At 66.0% G+C, this 18,443-nt stretch carries 16 protein-coding genes; 10 read left to right on the top strand and 6 right to left on the bottom strand.

The annotated features are described in order from the left end of the window. Positions 1–156: 156 nt before the first annotated feature. Entirely contained in the window at positions 157–1,359 is a 1,203-nt protein-coding gene (locus tag ACSQ27_RS11760; protein WP_436155689.1) for a threonine ammonia-lyase, read from the top strand. A gap of 24 nt (positions 1,360–1,383) precedes the next feature. Here ACSQ27_RS11760 and ACSQ27_RS11755 read toward each other — a convergent pair whose 3' ends face one another. Beyond that, positions 1,384–1,866, bottom strand: a complete 483-nt coding sequence (locus tag ACSQ27_RS11755) for a glycine zipper family protein (RefSeq protein WP_436155688.1) — start codon at positions 1,864–1,866, stop codon at positions 1,384–1,386. A 122-nt stretch (positions 1,867–1,988) separates the two neighbouring features. On the opposite strand from ACSQ27_RS11755, the gene ACSQ27_RS11750 reads away from it, so the two are divergent. After that, positions 1,989–2,156, top strand: coding sequence for a hypothetical protein (locus tag ACSQ27_RS11750; protein ID WP_436155687.1), 168 nt, complete (start codon positions 1,989–1,991; stop codon positions 2,154–2,156). Positions 2,157–2,585: 429 nt separating this feature from the next. Further along, a complete protein-coding gene (locus ACSQ27_RS11745; protein WP_436155686.1) occupies positions 2,586–4,448 on the top strand; it encodes a phosphoenolpyruvate carboxykinase (GTP) in 1,863 nt (620 codons plus the stop codon). A 148-nt stretch (positions 4,449–4,596) separates the two neighbouring features. On the opposite strand, the gene ACSQ27_RS11740 is transcribed toward ACSQ27_RS11745, so the two are convergent. Continuing rightward, positions 4,597–5,112, bottom strand: a complete 516-nt coding sequence (locus ACSQ27_RS11740; RefSeq protein ID WP_436155685.1) for a hypothetical protein — start codon at positions 5,110–5,112, stop codon at positions 4,597–4,599. 154 nt (positions 5,113–5,266) lie between these two features. Between ACSQ27_RS11740 and ACSQ27_RS11735 the strand changes: the two genes are divergently transcribed. After that, positions 5,267–6,223, top strand: coding sequence for a LysR family transcriptional regulator (locus ACSQ27_RS11735; protein WP_436155684.1), 957 nt, complete (start codon positions 5,267–5,269; stop codon positions 6,221–6,223). 23 nt (positions 6,224–6,246) lie between these two features. Here the strand turns inward: ACSQ27_RS11735 and ACSQ27_RS11730 are convergent, their stop codons facing one another. Beyond that, positions 6,247–6,882 carry a response regulator transcription factor gene (locus tag ACSQ27_RS11730; RefSeq protein WP_436155683.1) on the bottom strand — a complete coding sequence of 212 codons (636 nt, stop codon included), beginning with the start codon at positions 6,880–6,882 and terminating at the stop codon, positions 6,247–6,249. Positions 6,883–6,993: 111 nt separating this feature from the next. On the opposite strand from ACSQ27_RS11730, the gene ACSQ27_RS11725 reads away from it, so the two are divergent. The 4 genes from ACSQ27_RS11725 to ACSQ27_RS11710 all read left to right on the top strand — a co-directional run bounded on the left by ACSQ27_RS11725 (position 6,994) and on the right by ACSQ27_RS11710 (position 14,576). Next, positions 6,994–8,814 carry a hybrid sensor histidine kinase/response regulator gene (locus ACSQ27_RS11725; protein WP_436155682.1) on the top strand — a complete coding sequence of 607 codons (1,821 nt, stop codon included), beginning with the start codon at positions 6,994–6,996 and terminating at the stop codon, positions 8,812–8,814. A gap of 219 nt (positions 8,815–9,033) precedes the next feature. Then, the gene (locus ACSQ27_RS11720; protein WP_436155681.1) at positions 9,034–9,477 is read left to right on the top strand and encodes a hypothetical protein; all 444 of its coding nucleotides are present in this window, start codon (positions 9,034–9,036) and stop codon (positions 9,475–9,477) included. Between the two features lie 115 nt (positions 9,478–9,592). Beyond that, positions 9,593–13,510: an autotransporter domain-containing protein gene (locus ACSQ27_RS11715; protein ID WP_436155680.1), complete on the top strand. Its 3,918-nt coding sequence runs from the start codon at positions 9,593–9,595 to the stop codon at positions 13,508–13,510. A gap of 76 nt (positions 13,511–13,586) precedes the next feature. Beyond that, complete coding sequence (locus tag ACSQ27_RS11710; protein ID WP_436155679.1) at positions 13,587–14,576, top strand: Bug family tripartite tricarboxylate transporter substrate binding protein; 990 nt, start codon at positions 13,587–13,589, stop codon at positions 14,574–14,576. 42 nt (positions 14,577–14,618) lie between these two features. On the opposite strand, the gene ACSQ27_RS11705 is transcribed toward ACSQ27_RS11710, so the two are convergent. Beyond that, positions 14,619–14,807, bottom strand: a complete 189-nt coding sequence (locus ACSQ27_RS11705) for a hypothetical protein (protein WP_436155678.1) — start codon at positions 14,805–14,807, stop codon at positions 14,619–14,621. Between the two features lie 171 nt (positions 14,808–14,978). On the opposite strand from ACSQ27_RS11705, the gene ACSQ27_RS11700 reads away from it, so the two are divergent. Next, the gene (locus ACSQ27_RS11700; protein ID WP_436155677.1) at positions 14,979–16,508 is read left to right on the top strand and encodes a PAS domain-containing sensor histidine kinase; all 1,530 of its coding nucleotides are present in this window, start codon (positions 14,979–14,981) and stop codon (positions 16,506–16,508) included. Positions 16,509–16,524: 16 nt separating this feature from the next. On the opposite strand, the gene ACSQ27_RS11695 is transcribed toward ACSQ27_RS11700, so the two are convergent. After that, positions 16,525–16,947: a VOC family protein gene (locus tag ACSQ27_RS11695; RefSeq protein ID WP_436155676.1), complete on the bottom strand. Its 423-nt coding sequence runs from the start codon at positions 16,945–16,947 to the stop codon at positions 16,525–16,527. After that, the gene (locus tag ACSQ27_RS11690) at positions 16,944–17,363 is read right to left on the bottom strand and encodes a DUF1801 domain-containing protein (protein ID WP_436155675.1); all 420 of its coding nucleotides are present in this window, start codon (positions 17,361–17,363) and stop codon (positions 16,944–16,946) included. Before ACSQ27_RS11690 ends, ACSQ27_RS11695 begins: the two co-directional genes overlap by 4 nt. Positions 17,364–17,488: 125 nt before the next feature. Here ACSQ27_RS11690 and ACSQ27_RS11685 point away from each other — a divergent pair, with 125 nt between their 5' ends. Next, the gene (locus ACSQ27_RS11685; RefSeq protein ID WP_436155674.1) at positions 17,489–18,340 is read left to right on the top strand and encodes a metallophosphoesterase; all 852 of its coding nucleotides are present in this window, start codon (positions 17,489–17,491) and stop codon (positions 18,338–18,340) included. Positions 18,341–18,443 lie beyond the last annotated feature (103 nt).

The raw sequence follows: 18,443 nt of genomic DNA, 5'->3' as shown, positions 1-18,443 counted from the left end.
GCGCCATGGGTCTCAACGAGACTCCACCATAACGCAGCTTGAAGCATCATGGAAGACGCTACTTGAACCCTTCCGTGTGAAATGCGCCACAGAATCGCCACCGTTACACGCGGACAATCACCCGGCACAATCCCGTACATCGCCACAGAGGAAATCATGCTCAGCCTTACCGACATCGAAGAAGCCGCCCAGCGGCTGCAGGGCCATTTGCTGGACACACCGTGCGTGGAATCCAGGACGCTGTCGCAGCTGACGGGCGCGCAGATTTTCCTGAAGTTCGAGAACCTCCAGTACACCGCATCCTTCAAGGAGCGTGGCGCTTGTAACAAGCTCGCGCAACTGTCGGCCGACGAACGGCGCCGCGGCGTGATCGCCATGAGCGCGGGTAACCATGCCCAGGGTGTGGCCTACCATGCGCAGCGCCTGGGCCTGCGGGCGGTGATCGTGATGCCGCGCTTCACGCCGGGGGTGAAGATAGAGCGCACCCGCGGCTTTGGCGCCGAGGTGGTGCTGCACGGCGACTCGCTGGACGAGTCGCGCGCCCACGCCCTGCTGCTGGCCGAGCGCGAGGGCCTGGTTTTTGTGCACCCTTATGACGACGAGGCCATCGTCGCGGGCCAGGGCACGACCGGCCTGGAAATGCTGCGTGCCGTGCCCGAACTGGACACCCTGGTCATCGCCGTGGGCGGCGGCGGCCTGATCGCGGGCATGGCCACGGCGGCCAAGGCCCTCAAACCCGGCATTGAAATCATCGGCGTGCAGACCTCCCGCTTCCCGGGCATGGTCAACGCCATCAAGGGCACCCAACACCCCCAAGGCACCAGCACGATTGCTGAAGGCATCGCCGTCGGAACGCCCGGCGTGATCCCGCGGGCCATCATCGCCAAACTGGTGGACGACCTGGTGCTGGTGGACGAGGGCGACATCGAGCAGGCCATGGTCATGCTGCTCGAGATCGAAAAAACCCTGGTCGAGGGCGCGGGCGCGGCCGGACTCGCGGCGCTGCTCAAATACCCGGCGCGTTTTGCCGGCAAAAAAGTCGGCCTGGTGCTGTGCGGCGGCAATATCGACCCGCTGCTGCTGGCCGCCATCATCGAGCGCGGCATGGTGCGCGCCGGGCGCCTGGCGCGCATCAAGGTCAGCGTGCGCGACATTCCCGGCTCACTGGCGAAAATCACCGCCACCGTGGCCGACGCCGGCGCCAACATCGATGAAGTGCATCACCAGCGTGCCTTCACCATGCTGTCGGCCCAGAACGTGGAGATCGAGCTGGTGATCCAGACGCGCGGGCGCGACCACATCCAGCAGGTACTGGCCGCCGTCAACGCGGCCGGCTTCGAAGCCTCGGAGCAGCACTGAGCGCGGCGGGAGTTCCGCCCCTGCTCAGTTCCAGCCGATCACCTCAAAGCCGCGTTCGCTGAGGCAGCGCTGCACAAAGCTGCGGTAGGTGCTGTTGGGCTTGTCGTTGTGGAAAGCGCCCGACACGGCACCCGCCGAGCCGCCCACAGCGGCACCCGCGGCGCCGGCGCGCAGCACGCCTTCCCCGCCGCGCCCCGTGATCAAGGCCCCCACGGCCGAAGCCACGCCGCCCACGGCCGCGCCTTCGCCGGCACGGCGGCCGACTTCATTGCCGCTTTGCGAAGGACTGAGCCCGGCGGCCGAGGCCCGCGACATGCAGGCATTGGCTTCGGCCTGGCCCTGGGCCTCGCCCACGCGGTTCAGCGTGGCGTTGGGATAGAGCACCGGCCTGGCCGAGGCGCTGTTGGGGCCGCCGGTGGCGCAGGCCGACAACAGGGCCAACGCGGACAAAGCTGCGCCGGCTGAAACGACGCGCAAGCGGGATTGAAATGGGGCTGGGGATTTCATGCTTTCCTTCCACAAACAGGCATGGCTAAAGGGTAACGCAAAGGCGGCGGCCGGCCTCTTTGCGGCCCATCGCGGCATGCGGGTAAAATCTGCCCAGACTTTCAAGCAATTCAGGAACCCCCATGTCCAGTCCAGCCAGCCACACCACCAATGCCGCCCACGACAGCGCCACGCCCGCCCAGGAGCAGGATGCCGTTGACGCCATCATCCCCGTGATCCCCATTGTTCTGCCCGTGGTCGGCGGCGTGCTGATGTTCCTGCTGGCCTTTATCGCCATCTACATGGCCTGAAGCCCTCCCCGCTTACCCCCAAAAGTCCGCACCCTGCGGACTTTTTTGTTTCCGGCCCCAGCGCGCCCTGACTCTTTTCCGGCCCTTTTCCGCAGAGAAAAGCTCGGCCCGACCGTCCCTGACGGCATTCCATACCCGCATGTCATGACTGCCTGAACCCCCGCACCGCATATGCATAACCTCATGCAAGTTCTGCATAACTTTTGGCGGTAACCGCAAGGTAACCCGGGCCGATGTTCTTAAAATGAATTCTCCGGCCGACCCGTGGAGGGCGGAAAAGCGCTTCTTCCGGCCGCTTTTTTGCCTCGCGCCGCAGCGGCCCGAAAAGCCCTCGAGCCTTATTTCGACAAACGTCTTGACGTCACCACCCCCCGGGATTGCCGGGCGACGTTTCCCGAAATAACGCTTTTTAACTTTGGAGTTTTTTCGATGAACCAACCCGTGATGCAGGGCCTCAAGCTCAACACACCCAGCTACGTCAAAAACGCAAAACTGATCGCCTGGGTCGCCGACATGGTGGCCCTGTGCAAGCCCGACGACGTGTACTGGTGCGACGGCAGCGACGCCGAATACCAGCGCCTGTGCCAGCAGCTGGTCGACGCCGGCACCTTCAAAAAGCTCAACGAAGCCAAGCGCCCCAACAGCTTCCTGGCCCAGAGCGACCCGAGCGACGTCGCCCGCGTGGAAGACCGCACCTACATCTGCTCGGCCAAAAAGGAAGACGCCGGCCCGACCAACAACTGGATGGCGCCCGCCGAGATGCGCCAGACGCTGCAACCCCTGTTTGACGGCTGCATGAAGGGCCGCACCATGTACGTGGTGCCTTTCAGCATGGGCCCGCTGGGCTCGCCGATCGCGCACATTGGCATCGAACTCTCCGACAGCCCCTACGTGGCCGTCAACATGAAGATCATGACGCGCATGGGCCAGGCGGTGTTCGGCGTGCTGGGCGTGGACGGCGACTTCGTGCCCTGCGTGCACACCGTGGGCGCGCCGCTGGCCGAAGGCCAGAAGGACGTGAAATGGCCTTGCAACAAGACCAAGTACATCGTGCACTACCCCGAGACGCGCGAGATCTGGTCTTACGGCTCCGGCTACGGCGGCAACGCGCTGCTGGGCAAGAAGTGCTTCGCGCTGCGCATCGCCTCCAACATGGGCCGCGACGAAGGCTGGCTGGCCGAACACATGCTGATCCTCGGCGTGACGAATCCCCAGGGCAAGAAATACCACGTGGCGGCGGCCTTCCCGAGCGCCTGCGGCAAAACCAACTTCTCCATGCTCGTGCCGCCGGCCGGCTTTGACGGCTGGAAGGTCACCACCATCGGCGACGACATCGCCTGGATCAAGCCCAGCGCCGACGGCAAGCTCTACGCCATCAACCCCGAAGCCGGTTACTTCGGCGTGGCACCGGGCACCAACTTCCACACCAACCCGAACTGCATGGCGAGCCTGGACAAGAACGTCATCTTCACCAACGTGGCCCTGACCGACGACGGCGACGTGTGGTGGGAAGGCATGGAAAAGGACACCGGCGGCCAGCCCGCCCACCTGATCGACTGGCAAGGCAAGGACTGGACGCCGCAAATCGCCAAGGAAACCGGCGCCAAGGCCGCCCACCCCAACGCCCGCTTCACCGTGGCCGCCACCAACAACCCGGCCCTGGACAGTGCCTGGGACGACCCGAAAGGTGTGGCGATTGACGCCTTCATCTTCGGCGGCCGCCGCTCCACCACCGTGCCGCTGGTCACCGAAGCGCGTAACTGGGTCGAAGGCGTGTACATGGCCGCGACCATGGGCTCTGAAACCACGGCTGCCGCCACCGGCCAGGCCGGCGTGGTGCGCCGCGACCCGTTTGCCATGCTGCCTTTCATGGGCTACAACATGAGCGACTACTTCCAGCACTGGCTCAACGTCGGCAAGAAGCTGGAAGCCACCGGCGCCAGGATTCCCAAGATCTACACCACCAACTGGTTCCGCAAGGGCGAAGACGGCAAGTTCGTCTGGCCCGGCTACGGCGAGAACATGCGCGTGCTCAAGTGGATGATCGACCGCATCGAAGGCACGGGCAAGGGTTCCGAGCACATCACCGGCATCAGCCCCGCCTACGAAGACCTGAACTGGACCGGCCTGAACTTCAGCGCCGAGCAGTTCAACACCGTGACCAGCATCGACAAGGCCGCCTGGCTGAAAGAGCTGGAACTGCACGCCGAACTGTTCAAGCAACTCGAACATCACCTGCCGAAAGAGCTGGGGGAGACCAAAGCCGCGATCGAGCGCCGCCTGGCTGCCTGACCGGCACACCCAGGCGGGGGCGGCGCATGATCTGTGCGCCGCGCCTCTCGCCCTGCGCCACCCGGCGACAGGGCAAAGAAAAAGCCACCTGACAAGGTGGCTTTTTTGTGGGCCGCCGCGGCGGGCGGCCCGGCATCCGGCGGGACGCTTAGATGTAGTAGCGATGGTAAGGCCGCACCATTCCAGCGGCGTTGACCAGCTCTGCAGCCTCAGCCTTGACGGCGGGAGCCGCAGCGACCTCTTCAACATCGGCTGCGCGTTGCAGGGCCATTTGCAGGTCGGCCATCACGCGCGGGTCGTTCCGGGCGGCTTGCCACAGGCGCTGGTCGGCGCGGGCTTCGGCCAGGCCGCGCGACCAGCCGTCCAGGCCGGCCTTGACGCGGGCGGCGGCGTTGCGTGCGCTGCCGGCAAAAAGCGCCAGCGTGGCAAAGGCGATGGCCCAGAGCGCGATCCACATCACCAGCAGATGGCCTTCGGTGACGCTGTCCATCACCTGGTAGGCCACCACCATGACGGCGGCCGCGACGGCGGACAAGAGCAGCGTGGCGAGGCCGCGGGTGCCGGAGAACGCATGGCCCAGCTGGCGTACGGCACCAAAGGCCGACTCAGCGCGGACAACGCCGGGGTGCTGTGTGGAATGTTTGATATTGACGAAGCTGGTCATGAGGAACTCCCGATTGGTTTATCCCCGCCGGGACACAGATATCTCAACGGGTACAGGGATATTAGGGTTATCACTGATGTTACTCAACTTTATCTTTATGATGTGATTCATTCACGTCAGTGATAATCTAGACCGAACTCCCTCCCTTTACCCCTTGAATCCCCTTAATTTCCGCACGCTGGACCTGAACCTGCTCCGCGTTTTCGACGAAGTGATGGCCGAGCGCAGCCTGACGCGGGCGGCGCGCAACCTGTCGCTGACCCAGCCCGCCGTCAGCAATGCGCTGCGCCGGCTGCGGGAAACCCTGGGCGACGAGCTGGTGCAGCGCAGCGGCCAAGGCATGGCGCCCACCTCGCGCGCCCTGGCCATCTGGCCCGCCGTGCGCGAGGCGCTGCGGCAACTGCAGGAGTCGCTGGTTCCCAACGAATTTGTGCCCGGCACGGCCACCACCACCTTTGTGCTGGCCATGGCCGACGCAACGGCGGCCGAGGTAATGCCCGGCCTGGTCGAAACACTGGACCAGCAAGCCCCGGGCGTGTCCATCCGCGTGGTGCCGCTCACCACGCGCGACCCGCGGCGCCTGCTCGACGAAGAGACCTGCGACCTGGCCGTCGGCTACTTTCCCTCGCTGGTGGCCGACCTGACGGCGAGCGAACAAAGCGGCGAACCACTGCCGTTTTCCAACCAGCGGCTCTATGACGGCGAATACGTCTGCGCAATGCGCAGGGATCACCCGCTGGCCACCGGCCCCTTCACGCTCAACAAGTTTTGCGCGGCGCGCCACATGCTGGTGAGTTTTTCGGGCCGGCCCTACGGCTTTATCGACGAATCCCTGGCCTCGCTGGGGCGCAAGCGGCACGTCGTGCTGACCGTTAACCAGTTCTTCACCGCTGGCCGGGTGGTGGCCAATTCCAACCTGCTGACCGTGCTGCCGCGCCACTTCGTGCGCGTGACCGGCATCGCCGAACAACTCGTGCTGCGCCCCCTGCCCTTCGACGTGGCACCGGTCCACGTGGACGCCGTGTGGCACCGCCGCTCGCAGCAGCGCAGCGCCCATGTGTGGCTGCGGCAGGCGGTGCTGCGCGCCGCTGAAAAGGCGTTTTCCGTCTGAGCGCCTGCCGGCCGGCGCGCAGCCTAGATCAGACCGGCGCGGATCGCGAAGGCCGTCAGCTGGGCGCTGTTGTGCATGCCCAGCTTCAGCATCAGGTTGCGCCTGTGCGTGCGCACGGTTTCACGCTGCAGCAGCAGGCTGGCGGCAATCAGTTTGCTGGACGCGCCCTCCGCCACCGAGCACAGCACCTGCTTTTCGCGTTCGGTCAGCTTGCGCAGCTCGGCCAGCGCGTCAATGCCCGGCGGCCGGCGCAGTGCGGCGATGGATTCTGAAAAGTGCAGGTCGCCTTCGGCCAGCGCGCGTATGGCGGCAAGCAGCTCGCCCGCCCCGCCGCTTTTGTGCAATGCACCCTGCGCCGGGCTGGCAAAAATGCGTTCGATGTCGGCGCGCTCCTGGCTGCCGGTGATCAGGAGCACGCGTGTCGGGCTCTGCGCGGCCTGCAGGGCCATGGCCACGGCCACGCCGTCCTCGGGCGGCAGCTGGAAGTCGACCACCGCCACGTCGGGCGCCAACGCCAGCGCTTCGGCGATGGCGCTGTCGCTGCCGGCGACCGACGCCACCACCTCGATGTCCTCACAGGAGGCCATCAACGCTGCGAGGCCTTCGCGAACCAGGTCATGGTCGTCGGCCAGCAGCAGGCGTATGGGTGTTTGCGTCATATGGTCCAGGCAGGGGAATCAACTACGATCAGCAGGGGCCGGTGAAGCGGGGGCAGCGCGGGCTGTGCATCACCGGCACCGCCACGCCAACCCTGACGGATTCTACGCACCATGACCCCTGCCCATCCTGTGTTGTTCGAGCAGGTCCAGACGCTGTACAAGCAGTCCACCAGCACCTTCCTCGGCACGCTGCTGGCGGGCACCGTCGCGGCCGTGGTGTTGCAGCCGTCCGGCCACGCCGACCCACTGGCCGGCCAGCTGCTCTGGGGCTGGCTGGGCGCGGTGGTGCTGCTCACAGCCAGCCGTTTTGCCTTGGTGCGGCGCTTCTTCAGGCGGGTGCGAACGGCACCCGCCCAGCAACTGGACCTCCACAGCACGCGCCGCGCGGCACGTGCCTTTGCCACCGGCTCCTTCATGTCGGGTTGCCTCTGGGGCCTCCTGGGCCTGATGGCGTTTGACCCGCAGGCCTACGTGCCCACGCTGTTCCTGGGCTTTTTGCTGGGCGGCATGGTCAGCGGCGCACTCGGTTCGCTCTCGGTGTACTACCCGGCCTTCATGGCCTATTCGATTCCCTCGGTGCTGCCGTTTGCGCTGCGCTGCATGACCGAAGGCCAGCGCGAGTTTGCCGGCTTCGGCCTGCTGACGCTGGTCTTCATGCTGGTATGCCTGGGTTATGGCCGCGGCCTGAACCGCAGCCTGCTCAATTCCATCGAACTGCGTTTTGAGAACGCCCAGCTGGTGCGTGACCTCGCGGCCGCGCGCGACCGGGCCGAGCTGGCCAGCGCCGACAAGACCGCGCTGCTGGCCGCCGCCACGCATGACCTGCGCCAGCCCGCCTACGCCGCCGGCCTGTTCGCGTCAGGCCTCAAAACCACGCTGGCCAAGGCCTTTATGGGCAGCAGCCAGCCCCTGGCCGTGCAGGCCCAGCGCATGGCCGGCCAGCTGGAAACCAGCGTCATGGCGTTCAACGGCCTGCTCGAAGGCCTGCTCGACCTGGCGCAGCTCGATGCCGGCGCCACGCCGCTGGCCGCCTCAGCGCTGCCCGTCGGTGCACTGCTGGAATCCGTCGCCGGCACGCTGGCCGCCACCGCCGCGCAGCGCAACATCCGGCTGCGCGTGCGCGCCCGCCCCGAGCTGTGGGTCAATGCCCCGCCCGATGCGCTGCAGCGCATCGTGCTGAATCTCACCAGCAACGCCATCAAGTTCACCAGCGGCAGCGCGGTGCTGCTGTTTGCGCGGTTGCAGGCCGGCCAGGTGCACATCGGCGTCGTCGACACCGGCCCCGGCATTTCGGCAGCCAACCAGCAGCGCCTCTTCGACGCCTTCGTGCGGCTGCCGCAAGACAAGGAACAGGCGGGGCTCGGCCTGGGCCTGGCCATCGTCAAGCGTCTGGCGGCGCAGATGTATGCCGACGTGGCGCTGAAGTCAGCAACCGGCCGCGGCAGTCTCTTCAGCATCGCCCTTCCTTTGCATGCAAGCGGCGCGCCCCGCATCGGCTTGCCGCAGACAGCAAACGATGCATCGACCAGTGGCTTCCTCGGCTGGCAAGCCCTGGTGCTCGACGACGATCCGCTGGCGCTGGCCGCCACCACGCAGGTCGTGGGCGAGCTGGGCCTGCCGGTGCAGTCGTTTGACAGCGCTGAAGCCGCCCTCGCCTGGCTCTCCCAAACAAGTAATGAAGCAAGCCAGCGCCCGCACCTGCTGGTGACCGACCTGCACCTGGGCGACGCCGAAGGCCGCGACGGCCTGACGGTGCTTGCCGCCTTTCGTGCTCAGCTGCCCGGCCTGCGTGCCCTGGTTGTCACCGGTGAAACCGCACCGACCCAGCTGCAGCGCATCGCCCACAGCGGCGTGCCCGTGGTGCGCAAGCCCTGCCAGCCGCAGGCACTGCAATCGGCGCTGCGCGAAATGCTGGCAACGCAGGCTGCGTAAATAGTTCCCGACCGCCTGCGGCTACCCGGCACTGGTTTTACGAACCAGGCAGTGTCGCAACCCAATCGTTGTCTGCGTCATTAGCTATCAATAGCATAGCAATTCCTACCTGGCCGTTGTTGCCCCAAAGCGCCATCTAACCCCTTTGCGGTATTTACCGCGGTGGCGGCGGGCGCTTTTAATCGCGTGCACACAACAACACCGAGGGGAAGCGCTTCCGTGAAAACACGCCTGAATTGCCGGCTGCGTCCGCTGAGTGCGGCCCTTGCACTGGCCGGTCTGGCCATGGTGCCCGGCATCGGCATCGCCCAAAGCACCGACTGGAATGCCGGCGCCGGCGGGAACTGGTCTATCGACGCCAACTGGACCGCCAACTTGAGTTTCGCGACGGGGTCGATCTACCGTGTTGAAGTGGATGCCGCAGGTGCAAACGATCGCATCAATGCCACTGGCGCGGCCACTCTCAACGGCGGCACGGTCGATGTGCAGGCCAGTGCCGGCACCTACCAGGCCAGTACGCAGTACACCATCCTCAATGCCGCCGCCGGGCGCACCGGCAACAGCATCGGCAAAGGAGTGGACCTGTTTGCCGATGTGCAGACCGAGCACAACAGCCGCCAAAACAACCTGGCCATGCTGGCCGGCTTGCGGGCGCGCTGGTAGGCCCGAAGAGTCTGCAGAGACCGGTCCACAAGAGAACTCGACCTCTAGCCCTTGCTGCACAAGCGAAAGCAGCTATCAATTTAGCAGCAATAACCCGCCACCTGATGACTCCACCATGAACACCACACACCGCAGCATCTGGAACGCATCTCTTGGGGCCTGGGTCGCCGTTTCTGAAATCACACGTGCCTGCGGCAAACGCGGCAGCACCGCTGTGGCACTGGTCCTGATCGGCTCTTCAGTTTGCTCTTCGGTCGGGGCACAGGACGTCTCCATCGACGCTGGCGCCAGCGTGACCGTGCCTGTCCCCCAGGCCAGCCCCTGGAACATCGGTGGCACCCTCTTGGTTGGCAACACCGGCACCGGCACACTGACCGTGTCGAACGGTGGCACGGTCAGCAATGTCATTGGGTACCTCGGCTTCGACGCCGGCTCCACCGGTAATGCCACAGTGACCGGTGCGAACTCCACCTGGACGAACAGCGGCCCGCTCACTGTCGGCAACCTCGGCCAAGGCACACTGACTGTGTCGGGCGGCGGCGCGGTCAGCAGTTCCGGTGGGTTCGTCGGCCGGGCCTCCGGCTCCACCGGTAATGCCACGGTGACTGGCGCGGGCGCGACCTGGGCCAACAGCAGTACCCTCAGTGTCGGCTTTAGCGGCACCGGCACACTGACCGTGTCGAACGGCGGCACGGTCAGCAATACCAATGGGCTCATCGGTTGGAACCAAGGATCCACCGGCAGCGCCACGGTGACCGGCGCGGGCTCCACCTGGACCAACGCCGGCGTCCTCAACGTCGGCCGCGACGGCACCGGCACACTGGCCGTGTCGGACGGCGGCAGAGTCAGCAATACCGATGGGGCGATCGGCGATGTTGCCGGCTCCATCGGCAATGCCATGGTGACCGGCGCAAACTCCATTTGGGCCAACAGCGGCGCACTGTATGTTGGCGCCCAGGGCACCGGCACACTCACCGTGCAGGACGGCGGCACGGTCAGCAATACCGTCGGGAGCCTCGGCCTTTCCAGCGCCGCCATCGGCAATGCAACGGTGACCGGCGCGAACTCCACTTGGGCCAATAGCGGCACCCTCCAGGTCGGCCGTAGCGGCACCGGCACACTGACCGTGCAGGACGGCGGCACGGCCAGCAATACCGATGGGCTCCTCGGCCTTTTCTCGGGTGCCAGCGGCCATGCAACGGTGACCGGCGCGGGCTCCACCTGGACCAGCAGCGGCGGCCTCTACGTCGGCGTGAGCGGCGCCGGCACACTGACCGTCGCGAACGGTGGACAGGTGTCCGTCAACAGTGGCGTCGGTGTGCTTCATGTCGCTGAGCTCTCAGGCTCAACCGGCGTGCTGAACATCGGTGCTGTGGTGGGCAACGCAGCGGAGGCAGCAGGCACCGTGGCGGCGGGCGAGCTCCGCTTCGCCGCGGGCACCGGCAGCCTGAACTTCAACCATACCGACGCGGCTTATGTGTTTGGCACCCGGATCACCGGTGCCGGCATGCTGAACCAGGTCGCTGGCACGACTATCCTCACCGGCGCCAATAGCTACAGCGGCGCCACCACCATCGGCGGCGGCACGTTGCGTGCGGGTGCGGTGAATACTCTGTCCGTCAGCAGCGCTGTGACGCTCACCAATACGGCGGGTGCAACGCTGGACCTGAATGACTTTAATCAGGCCATCGGTTCGTTGGCGGGCGGTGGTGCAACGGGCGGGGACGTCATCGTCGGCTCGGGCACGCTCACCACCGGCGGCAACAACACCTCGACCAGTTTCGGCGCAGTGATCAGCGGTAGCGGGGGACTGACCAAGCAGGGTTCGGGCACACAGACTTTGACGGGGAGCAACACGTTTAGCGGCAGCCTCACCATCAGCGCAGGCACGCTGGCACTTGGCACGGGCGGCGGTCTGGCATCGACGGTTGCGGTGAATGTGAACGGAGCCGGCGCGCGTTTTGACATCTCCGCCGCGGGCAATCAAACCATAGGCAGCCTGTCGGGCGTCACGGGGGGCAGCGTTGCCCTGGGCGCAAACACGTTGACCCTGGGCGATGCCAGCAACCGGACGTTCAGCGGCACCATCAGCGGCATCAATGGGGGGCTGATCAAGCAGGGCAGCGGGAATCTGGTCCTCACCGGCGCCAATACCTACAGCGGCGGAACCACCGTGACAGCCGGCACGCTGCAAGGCGACACCACCAGCTTGCAGGGCAACATCACCAACAACGCCGCGCTCAACTTTGACCAGGCAGCCACCGGCAGCTATACCGGCGCGATCAGCGGCACGGGCACGTTCACCAAGCTCGGCGCCGGCAACCTGATCCTGGCAGGCGTCAATACCTACAACGGTGCGACAACCGTCAACGCAGGAACGCTCTCGGTCAACGGCTCCATTGCCAACTCTGCCGTCACCATCAACAACGGCGGAACCTTGGGCGGCAGCGGCACTCTGGGCAATACAACGATTGCATCCGGCGGCATTCTGGCACCGGGCAACTCCATCGGCACGTTGACGGTCAATGGCAACCTGAGTTTCGCGGCGGGCTCGATCTACCGCGTCGAAGTCGATGCCGCCGGCGCGAACGACCGCATCAACGCCACGGGCACGGCAACGATCAACGGCGGCACGGTTGATGTGCAAACCGGCGCAGGCACCTACGCTGCCAACACGCAATACACCATCCTCAACGCCGCTGGCGGACGCACCGGCAACTTCGCCGGTGTCACCTCCAACCTGGCTTTCCTCACGCCGACGCTGGGTTACGACGCCAACAACGTCTTCCTGACATTGGCGCGCAACGACATCAGCTTCAGCGCCGTGGCGATCACCCCCAACCAGATCGCCACCTCCACCGCCCTGCAAAATGCCGTGACAGGCGTCAGCGGCGACATGAGCACGGTGATGAATGTGATGACAGGTCTTTCAGCCGCGCAAGCGCGTGCCGCCTATGACTCCGCCAGTGGCGCTGGCCTGGTGGCCCTGCGCAACGCGGGTGCCAGCTTTGCGGCTGGCTTTGGCAGCCAGTTGCAGGCCCGGCTGGCGGCAGTTGGCGGCGCAAACACGCGAGTGGGCGCATTTGCAGGCGGCCCCATCCTGCTGGCCGCCAACGACCATGTGTCCGATTTGATGGCACCTGTTTCGGACTCGCCGCAGAAGTTCTCTCTGGGCGCGGCGGCTTCTTCATCTGCTTCTCCCGCTTCATCACCGGGCCGCGGCTTCTGGCTGCGCGGCGCGGGCGGCTACCAGAACACCAAAAGCGACAGCAATGCTGCCGCCAGCGAGTTGCGCAAGAGCAGCATCAGCGCCGGCTTTGATGCCGAGTTGCGTGAAGGGTTGGTGGTGGGTGCGGCGCTGAGCAGCGGTACATCCCGACTGGGCTTTGACAACACCGACACCGGCAAGTCACGCGGCAGCGCCGTCGCGCTGTACGGCAGCTATGTCAGCGGCCTCTGGACCTTCAAGGGTTCGGCCAGCGCCGCCTGGCACAACAACCACATGAACCGCGCTGTCGTCGTAGGGGCGATCCAGCGCACGGCAGCGGCCGACTTTGACAGCAACACGCTGTCGGCCCACGGCGAGGCCAGCTATTCACTTCCAATGAATGGCTGGACGCTTCAGCCGCTGGCAGGGCTTTCGTTCAGCAGAAACAAGGCCGATGGTTTCACCGAGACAGGCGCGGGCGCGCTGAATTTGCAAGTTGCGGGGCAGACGGTCAACTCCGCCAAGTCGACCTTGGGGGCCAAGGCATCTTTTGACGCCGGCCGCATTCGCATTGAACCCCGTGTGGCTTGGGCACATGAGTTCGGCGACCTGAACACGCCGATGACGGCGCAATTCCAGGGCGCGGCTGCCGCTTCGCCGTTTCTGGTCTCTGGCGCCGCCCTGAAGCGGGACACACTGATCCTCGGGCTGGGCGCCAGCGGCAGCATCGGCAAGGGCATGGACCTCTTCGCCGACGTGCAGGCCGAACACAATTCGGCCCAGCGCACGCTGGCCGTGCTGGTGGGCTTGCGCAGCCGCTGGTAAGCCCCGCAAGGCATCCGGCCATGAAGGCATGGTTTTTGCACACAATTCCGCACACCACTGTCCGCAGGAACGCTCCATGCCCCACTTTGAACTTCGCCGGCCCCTTGCGCGCCGCAGCGCGCTGAAACTTCTCGCCGGCGGCGCGGCGTCCCTGGCCCTGCCGGCTTTTGCGGCCTGGCCCGACAAACCCATCAAGATCGTCGTGACCTTCCCGGCCGGCGGCGCCAGCGACATCGTCGCGCGCGTCATGGCCGAGCAACTGGCCAAAAAGCTGGGCCAGGCGGTGGTGGTGGACAACCGCCCCGGCGCGGGCGGCAGCGTGGGCGGGCTGGTGGTGGCGCAGGCGCCGGCCGACGGCTACACGCTGATGCTGAGCAATTCCACGCCGGTGTCCATAGGCCCTTTCGCACTGGAAAAGCAGCCTTACGACCCGGTGGAAGGTTTCACCCACATCGCGCTGATCGGCAATGCGCCCTGCGTGGTCATGGCCAACCCGCATGCGCCCATCAAGACCATGACCGACGTGGAGGCGCAGGCCCGCAAGCTGGGCCGGCTCGATTTCGGCTCGGGCGGGCCGGCCTCCATAGGCCACATCTACGGTGAGCTCATGAAAAAAGCCATGGGCGTGAACCTGCAGCACATCCCTTATCGCGGCGGCGCGCCCATGACGACCGACCTGATCGCCGGTGTGATTCCGGTGGGGATTGATGTGCTGACGGCGTTTGTGCCTTACTTCAAGAGCGGGCAGTTGGTGCCGCTGGCGGTGACTTCGGCGGCGCGCTCACCACTGGTGCCGGACGTGCCCAGCGTGCTCGAGTTCGGCTACCGCAAGCTGGTGCTGGACAACTTCTTCGGCCTGAGCGGGCCGGCGCACATGCCGGCCGACGTGGTGGCGCGGCTCAACGCCGCGTGCAACGAGATTCTCGCCACGGCGGAAGTCAAAAAGAAGATGCTGGAGTTGGGCATCACCACCCAGGCCATGAGCCCGACCGCGTTTAGCGGCTTCGTCAGGGAACAGGTGGCGGTGCTGGCGCCCGCGGTGAAGGGCGCGGGCGTGAAGCTCTGAAAGAGCTTGGTGAGGGTGCTCCGCCTTCAGGCGGAGCGGGCCTCAGCGAACGACGCTGAGGTAGGCGCGGGCGGCGTCGCGCAGTTCCTGGGCTTGCTGGGGGTTGCGGCCGGCACGGGCTTCGGCGCGTTCCATCAGGTTGTGGGCCACGCCATTGACGGGGGCCACGCCGGCGGCGGAAGGCAGGAAACGGGCGATCTGGGCAAACAGGCTGTACATGTCGAAAGTCACCCGGCAGGGGGTGAAAAGTTGGCGATGGATCAAGAATAAGGGTTTTCCCTAGGGTTTCAAGCCTAAGACGGGCCCAAACCCATGCAAAACGCGCATAGTTTGATCCACAGGCCCCTCCAGCCGGGGTTTAACGGGAGGAAATCACGCTTCCCGAACGGCTATGCTCCCTGCATGTCCGCCCCCTCCCCCGCATCGACGACGGCTGTGACGCCTGCTTCGCTGCCGGGCGAGGAATTGCTGCGGCAGGTCGCCGCCAGCATCGACGCCATGCTCTGGTCCTGGGACCCGGCCAGCGGCCGCATCAGCTACACCAACCCGGCTTTTGAGATCTTCTGGGGCCTGTCGGCCGAAAAACTGGCGGGCGACCCCTGGCAATGGCTGGAGCAGGTCGACCCCACGGACCGCGACCGGGTGCGGCAACTGCAGCAGGCCGCCGTCAAGCGCAGCGAGGAGTACCGGGTGCGCAGGCCCAATGGCGACGTCGCCCGGCTGAGCCAGCGCGCGCTGCCCATCCACAGCCCTTCGGGGCAGCTGCTGCGCGTCATCCACCTGGCCACCAACATCACCTGGCAGCTCGACACCTCCAAACAGCTGCGCGTGGAGATAGGCCGGCGCACCGATTCGGAAGCCAAATACCGCGCGGTGGTCGAAAACGTCAGCGAGGGCATCCTGGTCACGGCCGGCGGACGCATCCTGTATGCCAACCCCAAGGCACTGAAACTCACCGCGCTGGACGAGGAAACGGCCAAGTCCCGGCCCTTCATCGAATTCATCCATCCCGACGACCGCGAGCGGGTGCTGGGCAACCACCGCAAGCGCCTGCGCGGCGAAAGCGTCGAGAACCACTACCAGTTCCGCGTGCAGCACAGCCAGAGCATCACGCGCTGGCTCGAGATCAGCGCGGTGATGTTCGAGTGGGAGGGCACGGCCGCCACGCTCAACTTCCTGACCGACGTGACACTCAAGCGCCAGGCGGAGGAAGACATGCTCAAGGCGCTGGCGCATGAGCGCGAGCTGTCCGAGCTCAAGTCGCGCTTCGTGGCGGTCACCTCGCACGAGTTCCGCACGCCGCTGGCCGCCATCCTGTCGTCAGTGGAACTGCTGGACGCCTACGGCGCGAGCTTTCCGGCCGACGAGCGCCGCGAGCTGCTGGGCCAGATCAAGACCGCCGTCGCGCGCATGAACAACATGGTCGAGCAGGTCCTGCTGACCAGCCGCCTGGAGCTGGGCAAGTTCAAGTTCGAGGCGGCCCCGCTGGTGGTGCCCGACTGGCTGGTGCAGGTGATGGCCGAGTTGGAGCGCGGCAACCCGCAGGCCGCGCGCGTGTCCCTCACCTGCGACGGGCTGGACGCGCCGCGCACGGCGGACCAACAGCTGCTGCGCCACATGGTAATCAACCTGCTGGGCAACGCGCTCAAGTATTCAGACCCCGACACGCCGGTGAGGTTCGCGGTCAGCGGCATCGGCGAACAGATGCAGCTGCGCATCAGCGACCAGGGCATAGGCATTCCCGAAGCCGACCTGCCGCGCCTGTTCGGCAGCTTCCACCGCGGCACCAACGTGGGCAACATCTCCGGCACCGGCATAGGCCTGCACATCGTCAAGGAGTGCGTGGACCTGCACAAGGGCCAGATCGAGGTCAGCAGCCTCCCGGGCCAGGGCACGACCTTTACCGTGCGCTTGCCGGCGCCGCTGGCCTGACTATCACGTCCGCGCTCTAATCTGCCAACTCAAACTGCGGGTTCCACGCCACTTCCCAGAGGTGGCCGTCCGGGTCCTGGAAGTAGCCGGCATAGCCGCCGTAGAAGGTCTCGCCTGCCGGTTTGGTGATCGCGGCGCCGGCTTTCGCGGCCTGGGCCATCACGGCGTCCACTTCCTGCTGCGAGGCCACGTTGTGCGCCAGTGAAAAGCCCGGCGCCCCGCGCTGCGACACCGGCAGGCCGGTGTCGTGCGCCAGGCTGCCGCGCGGCCACAGCGCCAGCTTGAGGCCGGGCTGCAGGTCAATAAAAACGACGGCCCCGTGCTCGAACTCCTTGCCAACGATGCCGGGCGTCTTCAGCCCCAGGCCGTCGCGGTAAAAAACCAGCGCGCTCTCAAGGTCGTCAACACCGAGGGTGACCAGGGTAATGCGGGGTTTCATGAGGATTTCCTCCGGTGGTAGGTCAAGGCCGCCTGGATGCAGAACGCCAGCGCATCACGCGGCAGCGTGTCGGCGGCGTCCAGCACGATGGCCCGGTTGCCGTCATAACGGAGCTCCCGCGGGAACAGCGTGCGGAAGGTGTCCACCAGCGTGGTCTTGCAGTTGAAGTAGAGGGCGTACTGGGAGGGGCTGGATTTGACCGGCCCCAGGCGCAGGGTGCTGCCGCTTTTGCTGGCCGAGGTAAGGTAGGCCGGCTCGCCCCATTTAAGCGTTTCCTCGATCTCGCCGACGCCGGGGGTGGCGGCCGCGGTGTCCAGGATCAGCCCGCGCAGCAGCATCAACCGGCGCCGCAAGTCCGGCGGATAGGCCGCGAAGGTCTGCGCCACGGCGGTGTTCCTGATCTCGATCTGCGTCACAAGCGGCTCCCGTTCCATAGCTTCATGCCATGCCCTATGGAATCTAGCGCAGCGCAGGGGCTTGCGGCGGCGCAGGCGAAAAGCCCTCGCCGGGGACAGGGCCGGTCTTCCCGCACAATTGGCGGGTGAACATCCAGCTCCTGTCCGACCTGCATCTCGAAAGCAACCCCGATTTCACGGCCAGGCCGGTGCCCGGCGCCGACCTGCTGGTGCTGGCCGGCGACATCGGCTCCTACCAGCAGGGCTCACTGCTGGGCGAACGCGGTGTCGCCGATTTCGGCCTGGCGCGGTTCTCGCCCCTGCCCGCGGCCCAGGGCGGCGCGGGCTGGCCGACGCCGGTGTTCTTCCTGCCGGGCAACCACGAGTACGACGGCCTGGACTTTGACGCCACCCATGCGCGGCTGCGCGAGACCTGCGAGCGCCTGGGCATGGTCTGGCTGGAGCAGGAAAGCGTGGTGCTGCAAGGCGTGCGTTTTGTGGGCAGCACGCTGTGGACCGATTTCGACGCGCTGAGCGGGGGCCAGGCCCAGGCGGCGGACATCACATTGGGTGAACAGCTGAAGGCGCGCGAGAAAGCCTTTCGCGCGGCCAACTTCTACCTGAGCAAAAATCATTCGTTCAGAGGCGGCCAACCCCTGCTGGCGGCTGACGTGCGCGAGCAGGGCCTGAAAAGCCAGGCCTGGCTGCGGCAAGCCCTGGCCCAGCCCTTTGACGGCCCCACGGTGGTTGTCACCCACTTCGCGCCCAGCCTGCTGAGCGCCGACCCGCGCTACGGCCTGGCGCCGGGCACGGCGGGGTTTTGCAACGCCCTCGATGAACTGCTGCCCCTGGCCGAGCTGTGGCTGCACGGGCATTTGCACTGCGCAATCAACTACACCAGCCGCGGCTGCCGCGTCGTGGCCAACCCACTGGGCTATGCGCGCAAGGGTGAGCAGGACGGCTATTTGCCCGAGCTGCTGATCAGCATCGGCGAATAACAGGCCAATAGCATTCTTATCCGTGCGCGCTTCGGGCGCCGCTGCTGACTAAAGTCATAGCGCCACTTTTTTGAACTTCCCGCGCGCCGCATGACCCAACCGG

This window comes from Polaromonas sp. LjRoot131 (assembly GCF_964252805.1).
Classification (GTDB): Bacteria; Pseudomonadota; Gammaproteobacteria; order Burkholderiales; family Burkholderiaceae_C; genus Polaromonas.
Note: the sequence above shows the minus strand (reverse complement) of the source record. Positions and strands in the feature narration are given on the sequence as shown.